Genomic DNA, 14,219 nt, shown 5'->3' on the forward strand with positions numbered 1-14,219 from the left:
CCCCACATTCTCACCTGTCGCGGGGTGTGCGCCTTACGAAGGAAGGTCTAGACGGCGGGCTTGCCTGTGGTGAACAGCCAGGTCTGGAAGAGGTCGTCGAGCTGGCGGCCGGAGATCCGCTCGGCGAGGGCGATGAAGTCGGCGGTACTGGCGTTGCCGTACCGGTGCAGCTTCGTCCAGGCGGGGAGCAGCTTGAAGAAGGCGGTGTCGCCGATGCGTTCACGCAGCATCTGGAGGGTCATCGCGCCGCGCTGGTAGACCGCCGAGGCGAACATCGTGTCCCGCTGCGGATCGGCGACCGTGATCTGCCAGAAGGCGGAGTCCGCGGGCCGCGCGCTGTACCCGGCGATGAACGAGTCGTGCGCCGAGCGGATGCCCTTGTGCTCGGACCACAGCCACTGGGCGTAGGTCGCGAAGCCCTCGTTCAGCCAGATGTCCTTCCAGTGGTCCACCGAGACGGAGTCGCCGAACCACTGGTGGGCCAGCTCGTGCACGATGGTCGACTCCGAGCGCACCGCCGAGTACGCGGGCTTCGACTGCACCTCCAGCGAGAAGCCGGCCTGCGGCATGTCGTCGACGATCGCACCGGTCTCCTCGAACGGGTACGGGCCGAAGACCTGCGACCAGTAGTCGGTGGCCTCGGCGGTGACGCCGTACACGTCGACGCTGTTGCTGTTGGCGAGCACCGGGTCGACGGCGACGTAGATCGGTGTCCCGGCGGGGGTCCTGCCGGTCTTCACGTCGAACTTCCCGATGGTCGCCGTGGCGAGGTAGGTGGCCATGGGCCTGCTCTCACGCCAGTGCGCGACCGTGCTGCCACCCCTGTTCCGGGTCGATATCAGGCGCCCGTTGGAGACCGCCGTCAGGCCCTTGGGCGCCGTGATGCGGATGTCGTAAGTCGCCTTGTCGGACGGGTGGTCGCTGGAGGGGAACCAGGTGGATGCGGCGTTGGGTTCGCAGGCGACGAAGACGCCGTCGGCGGTCTTCATCCACCCGTAGTCGGAGCCGAACACGATCGGGCCGCTCAGCGCTTCGGGGACTCCGCCGTAGGTGACGGTGACCGTGAAGGTCCTGCCCTTGGCCAGCACACCGCGCGGGGTGATGTGGATCTCGTCGCCCTCCCGCGTGAAGTGGGCTCGTCTGCCGTTCACTTCGACCTTCGTGACGTCCAGCTTCTGGAGGTCCAGGTCGAACGCGGAGAGGTTCTGGGTGGCGCGGGCGGTGAGGGTCGTACGGCCGTCGAGGCGGTCGGTGTCGGGGTTGTACGCCACGTCGAGGGCGTAGTGGCGGGCGTCGAAGCCGCCGTTGCCGAGCTGCGGGAAGTAGGCGTCACCGATGCCGTCGGCGCCCGGGGTGGGGGCGGGGGAGGCGGCGATGAGGAGGAAGGAGGCAACCGCGGTCGCGAGAGCCCCTAAACGTGCCGAACGGGAGAGTGCCATCAGCGTCCCTTTCGTACGTGTGCCGATCGTTTCCGATCAGACGGACACGCAGGACTCTGCACTCTCCCGTTCGAGCATGCTCATGACTTTGCCAAGTCGTCACGGCCTACTTGCCGGTTGACTCCTGACGATCGGCTTCCGCACCCGCGGCGTCCGAAGCGGAGCCGGCCTCGCCGGTCTCCTCACCGGTGGCTGCGACCTCGGCCGGGGCCTTGCCCGACACCTCGGCGGAGTCCACGGCGGACACCAGCTCCACCGCCTCCCGCGCGGCCGACAGCAGGACGACGTCCTGCGGCGCCTGGTCCGCGGCGTTCTCCGGGTGGTGGCAGGCGACCTGCTGACCGGGCTTCAGCTCGATGAGCGGCGGCTCGGTCGTCTTGCAGATCTGCGTGGCCTTCCAGCACCGGGTGTGGAAGCGGCAGCCGCTCGGCGGAGCGATCGGCGAGGGAACGTCACCCTTGAGCAGGATCCGCTCGCTCTTGTTGCCCCGGCGCTTGGGGTCCGGCACCGGCACGGCCGACATCAGGGCCTTGGTGTACGGGTGCATCGGCGCCTCGTACAGCGAGGTGCGGTCGGCGAGCTCGACGATCTTGCCGAGGTACATCACCGCGATGCGGTCCGAGACATGGCGCACGACCGAGAGGTCGTGGGCGATGATCACGTACGTCAGACCGAGCTCGGACTGCAGGTCGTCCATCAGGTTCACGACCTGCGCCTGGATCGACACGTCGAGCGCCGAGACCGGCTCGTCCGCCACGACGAGCTTCGGCTTCAGGGCGAGCGCGCGGGCGATGCCGATGCGCTGGCGCTGACCGCCGGAGAACTCGTGCGGGTAGCGGTTGTAGTGCTCGGGGCTCAGACCCACCAGCTCCAGGAGCCGCTGGACCTCCTTCTTCACACCGCCCTCGGGCTCCACGCCCTGGAGCCGGAACGGCGCCGAGACGATCGAGCCGATGGTGTGACGGGGGTTCAGCGACCCGTACGGGTCCTGGAAGATCATCTGGATGTCGCGGCGCAGCGGACGCATCTTCGAGGCGCTGAGCCGGGTGATGTCCTGGCCCTCGAACTCGATGCTGCCGCCGGTCGGGTCCTGGAGACGGGTGATGACCCGGCCCATGGTCGACTTGCCGCAGCCGGACTCGCCGACGACGCCGAGCGTCTCGCCCTTGCGGACCTCGAAGTCGATGCCGTCGACGGCTTTGACCGCGCCGACCTGGCGCTGCAGGACGCCCTTCCGGATGGGGAAGTGCTTCTGCAGCCCCTGGACCCGGAGCAGGACCTCGCGGTTCTCCGAGGACTTCGCGCGGTGCTCGGGAGCCCCCGCCTGCTGCGGGATCACCGCGCCCCCGCCGTCCGTCTTGTTCGTCTCACTCACAGCTTCGGCGCAATCTCTTCGGTCCAGATCCGCGTGCGGTCCTCCTGCGAGAGGTGGCAGGCGGTGTAGTGGCCGCTGCCGATCAGCTGCAGTTCGGGGCGCACGGTACGGGTGACATCGCCCTTGGGCAGGTCCGCGTACGGGCAGCGCGGGTGGAAGGCGCAGCCCGAGGGGACGTTGATGAGGCTCGGCGGCTGGCCCTTGACCGGGATGAGCCGGTCGGAGGTCTCACGGTCGATACGCGGCATCGAGCCGAGCAGACCCCAGGTGTAGGGGTGCTGCGGCTGCTCGAAGACCCGGTCGACGGAGCCGCGCTCCACGCACCGGCCGCCGTACATCACCAGCACCTCGTCGGCGATCTCGGCCACCACACCCAGGTCGTGGGTGATGAGGACGACCGCGGAGCCGAACTCCTTCTGCAGATCGCGGATGAGGTCGAGGATCTGCGCCTGGACGGTGACGTCGAGGGCGGTCGTCGGCTCGTCCGCGATGAGCAGCTCGGGGTTGTTGACGAGCGCCATGGCGATCATCGCGCGCTGCCGCATACCGCCGGAGAACTCGTGCGGGTAGCTGTCGGCGCGCTTGGCCGGCTCGGGGATGCCCACACGGTCGAGCATCTCGATCGCCCGGGTGCGGGCGACCTTCTTGCTGACCTTGTGGTGGACGCGGTACGCCTCCACGATCTGGTTGCCGATCGTGTAGTACGGGTGCATCGCGGACAGCGGGTCCTGGAAGATCATCGCCATCTCACGGCCGCGGAGCTTGCGCACCTCGTCCGGGTCGGCGTTCACCAGTTCCTTGCCGTCCAGCCAGATCTCGCCCGACATCTGGACGTTCTTGCCGCGCGCGCCGAGCCGGTGCAGGCCCATGACGGCCAGCGAGGTGACGGACTTGCCGGAGCCCGACTCGCCCACGATGCAGAGGGTCTTGCCCTTCTCCACCGAGAAGGTGAGCCCGTCGACGGACTTGACCAGACCGTCATCGGTCGGGAAGTGCACCTTGAGGTCGCGCACGTCGAGGAACGACTTGGGGGCGTTCGAGGGCGAGGAGACGGGTTCGCCGACCGCGGCGCCGGTCTTGGACAGTTCGGTCACGAGAGCCTCACCCGCGGGTCAGCGGCGGCATACAACAGGTCCACCAGGAGATTTGCTACGACGACGAAGAACGCGGCGAGGAGGGTCACGCCGAGGATCAACGGCAGGTCGTTGTCGGTAATGCCCTGCACCGCGTACGCGCCGACGCCATGCAGAGAGAACACGTGCTCGGTGATCACCGCACCGCCGAGCAGCAGACCGAGGTCCATGCCGAAGACGGTGATGATCGGGGTGAGAGCGGCGCGCAGTCCGTGCCGGACCACGACCTTGCCCTCGCGCAGGCCCTTGGCACGGGCCGTGCGGATGAAGTCCTCGTTCATCGTCTCCATCATGCCCGAGCGGGTGAGCCGCGCGTAGATGGCGGAGTACAGGAGCGCGAGAGAACACCACGCGGGGAAGAGGGTGTTGGCCCACTGCGCGGGATTCTCGGTGAACGGGACGTAGGTGTCCCCGAAGATCGGGATCTTGTACCTGAAGAGCAGGATCGCCAGGCTGCCCGTGAAGAACATGGGCAGCGAGACACCGGCGAGCGCGACGCCCATGAAGGCGCGGTCGAAGAGCGAGCGCGGCTTGAGCGCGGAGATCACACCGACCGCCACACCGGACACCAGCCACAGCACGGCGGCCCCCGCGGCGAGCGAGAGGGTCACCGGGATCCGGGAGGTGAGCTCCGGCCAGACCGCCTGGTGGGTCTTGAAGGAGTACCCGAAGCACGGCGCGTCACAGTGCGCCGTGGTGGGACCCAGATCATAGGAGGCGCCGACCACGATCCCCTTGATGAAGTGCCAGTACTGGACGTAGACGGGCTGGTCCAGACCGAGGTTGTGCTTGACCGCGAGGATGTCGGCCTTCGTCGGGCTCTTCCCGATGTACTGCTGCGCGAGCTGGTCGGCGGACTGGCCGACCATTCTTGGCAGCAGGAAGAAGATGGCGAAGGTGACCGCGGAGACGACCAGGAGCAGGATCACTGCCGCTGCCGTCCGACGGAGGATGTACGAGATCACGGGGATCGGCGCTGGTGCCCGCGGGCCGTTAGGCCCGCGGGCACCAATGCCTTCACCTGCCTTCCGGGGCTGCTACTTCTTCGTGGTGCCGATGTTGAGGTAGTCGTACTGACCGCTGAAGGCCGCCGTGGAGACCAGGTTGGTCGCGTACTGCGGGCGGGCCAGCAGAACCTTGAAGTAGGTCAGCGGCACGAGGACGGCGTCGTCCATGGTCTTCTTGTCGATCTCGGTGTACAGGCCGTTGCGCGCGGCGTTGTCCTGCGTACCGATCGCCTTCTCGAGGAGGGCGTTGACGTCCTTGTTGTCGTACTGCGACAGGTTGGTGTTACCCGAGTCGCCGATCGCGGAGCCGTTCAGGATCTGCTGCAGGAAGCCGTAGCCGGAGGGCCAGTCGGCACCCCACTGCATCATGATCAGGCCGATGTTCTGCTTCTCGGTGAACTTCGGGACACCCGCGTAGTCGGTGAAGTACTTGCCCGACGGGTACTGCTTCAGGGTGGCGTTGATGCCGGCCTTCTTCAGCGACGCGATGATCGCCGTGGCAGCGTCGATCTCCTGCGGACGGTCGCTGCGCGCCGAGATGTTGGTGCTGATCGTCGACTTGCCGCAGGCCTTCAGCTGGTCCTTGGCCTTGGCCGCGTCACCCTTGCTGTCGGTCGAGGCGTAGACGTCCGACTTGGCGTAGCCCGGGATGTCCGGCGGGAGAACCGTGGAGGCGATGTCGCCACGGATCGGGCCGCCCTCGGCGGTCTGCACCGAGACCTTGTCGATCGCGAACTGCACGGCCTTGCGGCACGCGACGTTGTTGAACGGCTTCACCTTGGTGTTGATCGCCATGTAGACGAGACGGCCACCGTAGGTGTTGTCCGTGTTGGCCTTCTTGTCGGCCGAGGTGAGCAGCTGCGCCTGGGTCGCAGCCTGGACACCGCCACCACCGAGGTCGATCGCCTTGCCCGCGAGAACGTCCTTGTCGATCGTCTCGGCGGCAACCTTCAGGTTGACGACGATCTTGTCCGGGTACTGCTTGCGCAGCGGGTCGGACTTCGCGTCCCAGTTCTCGTTGCGCACGAGGACGGCCTGCTTGCCGTCGGCGTAGCTCTCGAACTTGTACGAGCCCGAGGACACGATGTTCTTGACGTAGTCGACGCCGTTGTCCTTGGCCTGCGGGACCGGCGCCGTCTGCGGCGAGGCGACCAGGTAGTCGAACTCCTGGAAGGCGGTCTTCAGGTGGAAGACGACCGTGGTGTCGTCCGGGGTCTCGATGGAGGAGAGGCCCTTGCCGCTCTTGTCCTTGTAGGGACCCTTGTACTTGTCGCCGCCCACGAGGAACTGCTGGAAGTAGTTCGGGCCGAGGGAGAGCACGTCACGCGCGAAGTTGGAGCGCTCGACCGCGTACTTGACGTCCTTGGACGTGATCGCGGTGCCGTCCTGGTACTTCAGGCCCGTACGCAGCTTGTACGTCCAGGTCTTGCCGCCGTCGCTCGGGACACCCGCGCTGGCCGCGAGGTCCGGGACAAGGGTGTTGCCCTTCTCGCCGGCGCCGGGCTGGAACGTCATCAGCGGGCGGGCGTACAGCCGGCTGAGGTTGTACATGTACGCGTAGTACGTGTTGCCCGGGTCGAAGGAGTCCGGGACATCGGAGTACTCGTACGTAACCGTGCCCCCCTTCTTCGTGGAGGCGTTGACGACGTCCTTGGTCGCTGCGTTGGCCCCAGCTGACTTCGTGGTTTCGTCATTCTTGTTGTCATCGGCCTTGCTGCAGCCTGCAACGAGCAGACTCGCGGAGCCGATGGCCGCAATTGCGGCCAGCGCTGACCTTCGCATGATGGGCGGGTTCCCCTCCATTGTCGGAAACTTGGTGGTCTCTCGGTGTCCGTCAGGCATCAGCGGCTGCGCGGGTCGAGAGCATCGCGGAGACCGTCGCCCAGCAGGTTGAAGGCGAGGACGGTCACGAAGATGGCGAGGCCGGGCACGATCATGAACTGCGGGTCGACCTCGTAGTAGGTGACCGCTTCACGGAGCATGCCGCCCCAGGATGCCTGCGGGGGCTGGATGCCGACCCCGAGGAAGCTGAGGGAAGCCTCGAAGAGGATGTTGGTCGGGATGAGCAGCGTCGAGTAGACGATGATCGGGCCGACCAGGTTGGGCAGCAGCTCCCGGAACAGGATGTACGGGCCCTTGGCGCCCATGCCCCGGGAGGCGTCCACGAATTCCCGCTCGCGCAGGGCGAGGGTCTGGCCTCGGACGATCCGGCCCAGGTAGGGCCAGTTGAAGAAGCCGATCACGAAGATCAGGACGCTCAGGTGGAGCGGGAGCCCTTCGAGGCCGAACGCGCCGCCCTGCAGGGTGGCGGAGATGGCGATCGCGAAGAGCAGGAGGGGGAAGGCGAGGAAGGTGTCCATCAGGCGGCTGATGATCGCGTCGACCCGCCCGCCGTAGAAGCCCGCGACGACGCCGAGGATCGCGCCGATCACGTTCGACAGGATGGTCGCGCCGAAGGCGACGACCAGCGACACCCAGGAGCCCTCCAGGAGGCGGGTGGCCAGGTCGCGCCCGAACTTCGGGTCGACACCGAGCGGGTGATCCGCGCTCATGCCGCCCAACCCGCCATTGGGCAGCGAGGTGTTGGGGTCGATCAGGTCCTGGTTGAAGGCGTTCGGGTCCAGCCCCAGCATCGCCTGGAGTGGCCGGGCGAGGATGGCCAGCAGGACGAGCAGGACGACGAGTACACCGCCGACGACCGCCACCCTGTCGCGCTTGAAGCGCGTCCAGGCGATCTGCCCCAGGGAACGGCCCTCGATCCGCCCCTTGCCGGCTCCGGCAAGCACAGCCTCTGGCTGTGCTTCCGTCGCCGCCGCGGTGGTCTCGATCGGTGCGGTCACAGTGACCCGACCCCTCTCGCCGGTGGTGACCGGCCTACGCCTGCCGCTGTCTGCGGCTTGGTTCACTTGCTCGCCGGGAAGTTGACCGCAGATGGTGCGGTCCGATGACCCGGCTGATGATTCGACTTGCACTCGCTCACAGGATCGATGACCCCGTGTCTGATGGGCGAGTCTTCAGTGCCGCCACGATCACGTGCCAGGCCTCGTGGAGAAAGTATGCGCAACCGTGATGCTTGTTGGGGGATTCCGTTATCCGAACAGTGGGTAACGCGAGCCGGACGACAGGCAATTGGGCCGGAAAGACTCATTGAGGCCCATTAAGTGCGAAGCAGCATCAAATGGGACAATCAACCCATGCGCCTGCTCCCCCGCAGGTCAGCAGCATGGTGCGTACGACACAGAAGGGTAATGCGCAAGGTCATGATGCCAGCCGCGCTCGCACGGCCGTTCCACAGGTCCGGGATACGGGACGCTCTCAGTAGCCGCCGCGGGCCGGGGGATAGCCGTAGCCGCCCGCCACAGGGGCCTGCGCGGGCGCCGCGTGCGCCTCACGGTCGTAGAACGGCCGGGCGTTGGCGCGCAGCCACATCGCCACCGGGTCGAACTCGTCCGACATCGCCACGGTGGAGACCGGCAGCCCGTCCGGAACAGCGCCGATGGACTGCTGCATCATCGCCCGCACCGAGTCGACGGCGGGCGGCGAAGTGTCGTACACGTCAAGGCCGATGGCGAGGTACGGCGCCCCGAGCGTGGGCTGGACCCAGGCACGGCGCAACGAGCGTACGGCCGGGGTGAGATGGGCGTTCTGGGTGAGCAGGGCGTAGAACTGCGGGATCTCGATGCCGGGTTCGGAGAGCCGGAGCGGGCCGGCGGGCTGCCGCTCCAGGCCCGTGGCGATCCGGCGCAGATCCAGCCAGGGGATGCCGAGGCCGCCGCCGGGGGCGTGCGGGTTGAGCCAGAGGCCGAAGTGGTCGGGGTACAGGGTGCGGGCGACGTCCAGCCCGTCCACCACCTCGTACGAGCGGTTCCAGCCGCTGGCCGAGAGCTCCTGGGCGGAGGTGACGCACGGCGCGTACCCGAAGCCGTCCACCTGCATGTTCCCGTACTGGGCGTCCGGGGAACCGGCCTGGCCGTGCCACAGGAGCATCCATACCTGGCCGGACGACGGCGCCGCGAGCACGCGAAGGAGCGCCTCGTAGGCGTCGTAACGCCCGGGCGTCACCTGGCGCAGCATGTGCTCGACCTGCCCGGCCGCGGCCGTGCCCGACGCGCTCACCCTCAACCGCCCCTTCGCGAACAATTCACGACGAACTCATCCATTAGGCCCGAGGCACCGGTTACGAACGTGCGTCAACACCTCGACCGGGCCATGAAACCAGCTTATGCGGCGAACGCGCTCCGCCGGGGGAGCAGCCGAGAGCCGAGACGCACCACGCGGGGGAAGCCGCGGGCCGCCGACGGCCGGGCGCACGGTCCCCCCGCGCGCCCTCGGGACGGTGTCGTTCAGTGACCGTGCTGGTAGAAGGGGCGCACCTGGGCCCGCATCCAGTCGCCCACCGGGTCCTGCGTCACGTCGAGGAGAACCAGGTTCACCGGAATGTTCATCGGGACGCGACCGAGGGCACGGCCGAGGGCGTCGAGGGGAAGCGTGCGGGCCTCGCCCTCCCACAACGAGAGTTCGACGCCGATGAACATGACCGGATCGTCACCCTCGATGCTGGCCAGGCAGCGACGGGCACTCAGGACGACGCCGGTCCCGGCGAACTCGGCCGAGGCCGCGGCCAGGAAGTCCACCGGGTCCTCCTGCCAGTCGGGCTCGAAGAGCCGCACCCGGCCACCGCTGGCCGGCCCGTCGAGCGGCGTCCGCCCGGCCCGGCACAGCTCGGCGACGGCCATCGGCGGCAGCGGTACACCGACCACGCCGTCCGGGTTGACCGCGATGCCGACCTGCGGCGGAAGTCCGCGGGCGAACTCCACGGCGGGCGCGATCGTGTACGACATGTGTCCGCCGGTGACCTGGCGGAACTGCTCCTCGGAGCTGAAGACGGGGACGTACACCTGGCCCTCGAGTTCCATCGTGGGCAGATCGAGCGGGCCGCTCTGCGGGCCGCCGCCGCTGGGCAGCGGCACCCAGACGAAGCTGCGGCCGAGCACCTCGACGATGCGGGCGCCCGACGAGGGCCCCGCGGGTACGCCGATGGAGGCGGACAGCACCTCCTCCAGCTCGTTGCCGGGCCAACCGCCGTGCGGGTGGGGGTGCGCCTGTGCCGGGAAGTCCATCTGTCTACCGCCTGCTTCGAACCACTGTTCCGGCTGGAAAGGTTAATGGGCCACCGTGACCGGTCAGTGGCCGAAGTCGATCCTTCGCAGCACGTCCGCCGCGTCCCGGTCGATGAGCACCGCCGAACCGCAGCCCTCGGGCAGGCCGCCCTTCTCGACGGAACGCAGCAGCCGGGTGATCGCGCCGCGATGGCGCGCGAAGGCGTAGCGCGAGACGCCGCGGCCGCGCTCGCGCTGGCCGTCCAGCGCGGTGTCCGGCGTGACGTCGAGCAGCAGCAGGTGCAGTGCGCCGCCCCGGCGCCGGGCCTCGCGGGCGAGCCAGCGGCGCACCCAGGCCTGCGTGCCGCAGTCGTGCACGACGACTCCGCCGCCGCCGCGCAGCGCGCGGCGCAGGCCGGCGTAGTGCGAGAGGCGGACGAGGGGGCGGTAGACCGCGTAGGGCAGCAGGCGGGCCATCCGGCCGTCCCAGCGGTCGCGGGTGTCCTGCGAGTCGACGCGCGCGCCCTTCACGGCCCGCCGCATCAGCGTCGACTTGCCGCTGCCGGGCAGTCCCGTGACCACGACGAGGTCTTCCGCCCCGAAGCGGAGACCGTGCGGGCTGTGGCCCGCCCGGTCTCGGAGGTCGCGGACGACGACCGCCGGAAGCGGGCCGCACGCCTCCCTGGCCGTCGCGCCGTGCTGCTCCGGCAGCGCGAGACCCGAGGTCGTCGCATACGCCCTGGTCCTGTTCACCGTGACCGTCCTCCCCATGGATGTGGAGTCCCATCCCCGTCGAGTGTAAAGAGAAGGTAATGCCCGGCGCTTCCTGTTTCAGTGCGCGGACTGCCACAGGCCGGTTACAGATGGCGGACTGCCGTGATCGGACAGCGCGTGCAATGATGGCCGCGCCAACTGCATACCGGCCGCTTGAATCCGCGCGGGAGAGTCCTGGGTACGTGTACCCGGGCGCCGAAGGAGCAAGTCCCTCCCTTGAATCTCTCAGGCCCCGTTACCGCGCGGGCGAGGCACATCTGAAAAGCGGGCCGCTGACCAGTGGCTCCACCCAAGGTGCAAGTCAGGACCACCATTTCGTGGGGTACTGATGAACCTCTCAGGTTCCGATGACAGATGGGGAGGAACGACCTCGCCGTCATGCCTTGGGAGCCAGACCGATGAGCAGCAACGCACCCCGTCACACCGCGCTCGATGCCCTGCATCGCTCGCTCGGCGCGACCATGACCGACTTCGCGGGCTGGGACATGCCCCTGCGCTACGGCTCGGAGCGTGACGAGCACGTCGCCGTCCGCACGAAGGCCGGTCTCTTCGACCTCTCCCACATGGGCGAGATCACCGTCACCGGCCCCGAGGCCGCGGCCCTCCTGAACCACGCGCTGGTCGGCAACATCGCCACCGTCGGCGTCGGCCGCGCCCGCTACACCATGATCTGCCAGGAGGACGGCGGCATCCTGGACGACCTGATCGTCTACCGCCTCGCCGAGCACGAATACATGGTCGTCGCGAACGCCTCCAACGCCCAGGTGGTGCTGGACGCGCTGACCGGGCGTGCCGCCGGTTTCGACGCCGTCGTGCGCGACGACCGTGACGCGTACGCGCTGATCGCCGTGCAGGGCCCCGAGTCCCCCGGCATCCTCAAGGCGGTCACCGACGCGGACCTCGACGGCCTGAAGTACTACGCGGGCCTGCCGGGCACGGTGGCCGGCGTTCCGGCCCTGATCGCCCGCACCGGCTACACCGGCGAGGACGGCTTCGAACTGTTCGTGGCCCCCGCCGACGCCGAGAAGGTGTGGCAGGCGCTGACCGACGCGGGCACCCCGGCCGGTCTGGTCCCCTGCGGACTGTCGTGCCGCGACACGCTGCGCCTGGAGGCGGGCATGCCGCTGTACGGGCACGAGCTGACCACCTCGCTGACCCCCTTCGACGCGGGCCTCGGCCGGGTCGTGAAGTTCGAGAAGGACGGCGACTTCGTGGGGCGCGAGGCCCTGACCGCGGCCGCCGAGCGTGCCGCCTCCGAGCCGCCGCGCGTGCTGGTCGGGCTGATCGCCGAGGGCCGTCGCGTGCCGCGCGCCGGGTATCCCGTCGTCGCCGACGGCAAGGTGATCGGCGAGATCACCTCCGGCGCCCCCTCCCCCACGCTGGGCAAGCCGATCGCGATGGCGTACGTCGACGCCGCGCACGCGGCGCCGGGCACCGCCGGTGTCGGCGTGGACATCCGGGGCAGTCACGAACCGTACGAGGTCGTGGCGCTGCCGTTCTACAAGCGCCAGAAGTGACACTGGTCCGCAAAGACCGGACATGACACGGACGCCCGTCGGGCGCCGGCCGTAACCGTCGGCCCCGTCGCGCGTCCGAAGTGACCCTGCGCACATCTGCCCGGGTCACCCACGCTTCCCTTCATCAGCACTCCCCCGCGTACAGGAGAATTCAGGCCATGAGCAACCCCCAGCAGCTGCGCTACAGCAAGGAGCACGAGTGGCTGTCCGTCGCCGAGGACGGCGTCGCGACGGTCGGCATCACCGAGTTCGCGGCCAACGCGCTCGGCGATGTCGTCTACGCCCAGCTCCCGGAGGTCGGTGACACGGTCACCGCGGGCGAGTCCTGCGGCGAGCTGGAGTCGACCAAGTCGGTCAGCGACCTGTACTCCCCGGTCAATGGCGAGGTCGTCGAGGCCAACCAGGACGTGGTGGACGACCCGTCGCTGGTGAACTCCGCGCCCTTCGAGGGCGGCTGGCTGTTCAAGGTCCGCGTCGCGGACCAGCCCGAGGACCTGATGTCCGCCGACGAGTACACCGCCTTCACCGCCGGCTGAGGAGTCACCGCATGTCGCTTCTGAACACCCCGCTTCACGAGCTGGACCCGGACGTCGCCGCCGCAGTCGACGCCGAGCTGCACCGTCAGCAGTCCACCCTGGAGATGATCGCCTCGGAGAACTTCGCTCCGGTCGCGGTCATGGAGGCCCAGGGCTCGGTCCTGACCAACAAGTACGCCGAGGGCTACCCGGGCCGCCGCTACTACGGCGGCTGCGAGCACGTCGACGTGGTCGAGCAGATCGCCATCGACCGCGTCAAGGCGCTGTTCGGCGCCGAGCACGCCAACGTGCAGCCGCACTCGGGCGCCCAGGCCAACGCGGCCGCGATGTTCGCGCTGCTCAAGCCGGGCGACACGATCATGGGTCTGAACCTCGCGCACGGCGGGCACCTCACCCACGGCATGAAGATCAACTTCTCCGGCAAGCTCTACAACGTGGTCGCGTACCACGTGAGCGACGAGACCGGTCAGGTCGACATGGCCGAGGTCGAGCGCCTCGCCAAGGAGTCCCGGCCGAAGCTGATCGTGGCCGGCTGGTCCGCCTACCCGCGGCAGCTGGACTTCGCCGAGTTCCGCCGCATCGCCGACGAGGTCGGCGCGTACCTCATGGTCGACATGGCGCACTTCGCGGGCCTGGTGGCCGCGGGGCTGCACCCGAACCCGGTGCCGCACGCCCACGTCGTCACGACGACCACCCACAAGACCCTCGGCGGTCCCCGCGGTGGCGTGATCCTCTCGACGGCCGAGCTGGCCAAGAAGATCAACTCCGCGGTCTTCCCGGGTCAGCAGGGCGGTCCGCTGGAGCACGTGATCGCCGCCAAGGCCGTCTCCTTCAAGGTCGCCGCCTCCGACGACTTCAAGGAGCGCCAGCAGCGCACGCTGGACGGCGCGCGCATCCTGGCCGAGCGCCTGGTCCAGGAGGACGTGAAGGCCGTGGGCGTGGACGTCCTGTCCGGCGGCACGGACGTGCACCTGGTCCTGGTCGACCTGCGCAACTCCGCGCTGGACGGGCAGCAGGCCGAGGACCGCCTCCACGAGGTCGGCATCACGGTCAACCGCAACGCCATCCCGAACGACCCCCGCCCGCCGATGGTCACCTCCGGCCTGCGCATCGGCACGCCCGCCCTCGCCACCCGCGGCTTCACGGCCGAGGACTTCACCGAGGTCGCGGACATCATCGCCGAGGCGCTGAAGCCGTCGTACGACGAGGAGTCCCTGAAGAGCCGGGTGTCCGCTCTGGCCGACAAGCACCCGTTGTACCCCGGCCTGAAGTAGTTTCGTACGCTATTAGTCGTACGTTTTCGTTCGTACGGTACTTTTCGTACGGACGTCCGGGGCAC

The 14,219-nt window shown here is 68.5% G+C and carries 12 protein-coding genes and 1 riboswitch; of the genes, 3 read left to right on the forward strand and 9 right to left on the reverse strand.

Annotated elements, in window-relative coordinates; translation table 11 throughout:
• Positions 1-47: 47 nt before the first annotated feature.
• From OOK38_RS05875 to OOK38_RS05915, 9 genes are all read right to left on the reverse strand, one after another.
• Positions 48-1,439 carry a M1 family metallopeptidase gene (locus tag OOK38_RS05875; RefSeq protein ID WP_266763009.1) on the reverse strand — a complete coding sequence of 464 codons (1,392 nt, stop codon included), beginning with the start codon at positions 1,437-1,439 and terminating at the stop codon, positions 48-50.
• 106 nt (positions 1,440-1,545) lie between these two features.
• Positions 1,546-2,775, reverse strand: coding sequence for an ABC transporter ATP-binding protein (locus OOK38_RS05880; protein ID WP_266765862.1), 1,230 nt, complete (start codon positions 2,773-2,775; stop codon positions 1,546-1,548).
• Positions 2,776-2,810: 35 nt separating this feature from the next.
• Complete coding sequence (locus OOK38_RS05885) at positions 2,811-3,908, reverse strand: ABC transporter ATP-binding protein (protein ID WP_266763007.1); 1,098 nt, start codon at positions 3,906-3,908, stop codon at positions 2,811-2,813.
• The gene (locus tag OOK38_RS05890; RefSeq protein WP_266763005.1) at positions 3,905-4,912 is read right to left on the reverse strand and encodes an ABC transporter permease; all 1,008 of its coding nucleotides are present in this window, start codon (positions 4,910-4,912) and stop codon (positions 3,905-3,907) included. The genes OOK38_RS05885 and OOK38_RS05890 overlap by 4 nt, the downstream gene beginning before the upstream one ends.
• Positions 4,913-4,984: 72 nt before the next feature.
• Positions 4,985-6,736 (reverse strand): ABC transporter substrate-binding protein, encoded by a 1,752-nt coding sequence (locus OOK38_RS05895; RefSeq protein WP_266763003.1) that lies wholly within the window; start codon positions 6,734-6,736, stop codon positions 4,985-4,987.
• Between the two features lie 59 nt (positions 6,737-6,795).
• On the reverse strand, positions 6,796-7,794 hold the full coding sequence (locus OOK38_RS05900; protein WP_266763001.1) for an ABC transporter permease: 999 nt from the start codon (positions 7,792-7,794) through the stop codon (positions 6,796-6,798).
• Between the two features lie 475 nt (positions 7,795-8,269).
• Positions 8,270-9,070, reverse strand: a complete 801-nt coding sequence (locus OOK38_RS05905) for an enhanced serine sensitivity protein SseB C-terminal domain-containing protein (protein WP_266762999.1) — start codon at positions 9,068-9,070, stop codon at positions 8,270-8,272.
• A 227-nt stretch (positions 9,071-9,297) separates the two neighbouring features.
• Entirely contained in the window at positions 9,298-10,074 is a 777-nt protein-coding gene (locus OOK38_RS05910) for an enhanced serine sensitivity protein SseB (protein ID WP_266762998.1), read from the reverse strand.
• A 63-nt stretch (positions 10,075-10,137) separates the two neighbouring features.
• Positions 10,138-10,806, reverse strand: coding sequence for an AAA family ATPase (locus tag OOK38_RS05915; RefSeq protein WP_266762996.1), 669 nt, complete (start codon positions 10,804-10,806; stop codon positions 10,138-10,140).
• A gap of 175 nt (positions 10,807-10,981) precedes the next feature.
• Positions 10,982-11,078, forward strand: a riboswitch (glycine riboswitch).
• Between the two features lie 147 nt (positions 11,079-11,225).
• On the opposite strand from OOK38_RS05915, the gene gcvT reads away from it, so the two are divergent.
• The 3 genes from gcvT (at position 11,226) to glyA (ending at position 14,154) form a co-directional block, all read left to right on the forward strand.
• Entirely contained in the window at positions 11,226-12,344 is a 1,119-nt protein-coding gene (gene gcvT, locus OOK38_RS05920) for a glycine cleavage system aminomethyltransferase GcvT (protein WP_266762994.1), read from the forward strand.
• Between the two features lie 158 nt (positions 12,345-12,502).
• A complete protein-coding gene (gene gcvH, locus OOK38_RS05925) occupies positions 12,503-12,880 on the forward strand; it encodes a glycine cleavage system protein GcvH (RefSeq protein WP_266762993.1) in 378 nt (125 codons plus the stop codon).
• An 11-nt stretch (positions 12,881-12,891) separates the two neighbouring features.
• On the forward strand, positions 12,892-14,154 hold the full coding sequence (gene glyA / locus OOK38_RS05930) for a serine hydroxymethyltransferase (protein WP_266762992.1): 1,263 nt from the start codon (positions 12,892-12,894) through the stop codon (positions 14,152-14,154).
• The last annotated feature ends 65 nt before the right edge of the window (positions 14,155-14,219 follow it).

This window comes from Streptomyces sp. NBC_00568, from assembly GCF_026341855.1.
Taxonomy (GTDB): domain Bacteria; phylum Actinomycetota; class Actinomycetes; order Streptomycetales; family Streptomycetaceae; genus Streptomyces.

Coding starts and splice junctions, on each gene's coding strand:
- OOK38_RS05910 (WP_266762998.1), bottom strand. CDS start 10,074: ATGGACTTCCCGGCACAGGCGCACCCCCACCCGCACGGCGGTTGGCCC.
- OOK38_RS05875 (WP_266763009.1), bottom strand. CDS start 1,439: ATGGCACTCTCCCGTTCGGCACGTTTAGGGGCTCTCGCGACCGCGGTT.
- gcvT (WP_266762994.1), top strand. CDS start 11,226: ATGAGCAGCAACGCACCCCGTCACACCGCGCTCGATGCCCTGCATCGC.
- OOK38_RS05895 (WP_266763003.1), bottom strand. CDS start 6,736: ATGCGAAGGTCAGCGCTGGCCGCAATTGCGGCCATCGGCTCCGCGAGT.
- gcvH (WP_266762993.1), top strand. CDS start 12,503: ATGAGCAACCCCCAGCAGCTGCGCTACAGCAAGGAGCACGAGTGGCTG.
- glyA (WP_266762992.1), top strand. CDS start 12,892: ATGTCGCTTCTGAACACCCCGCTTCACGAGCTGGACCCGGACGTCGCC.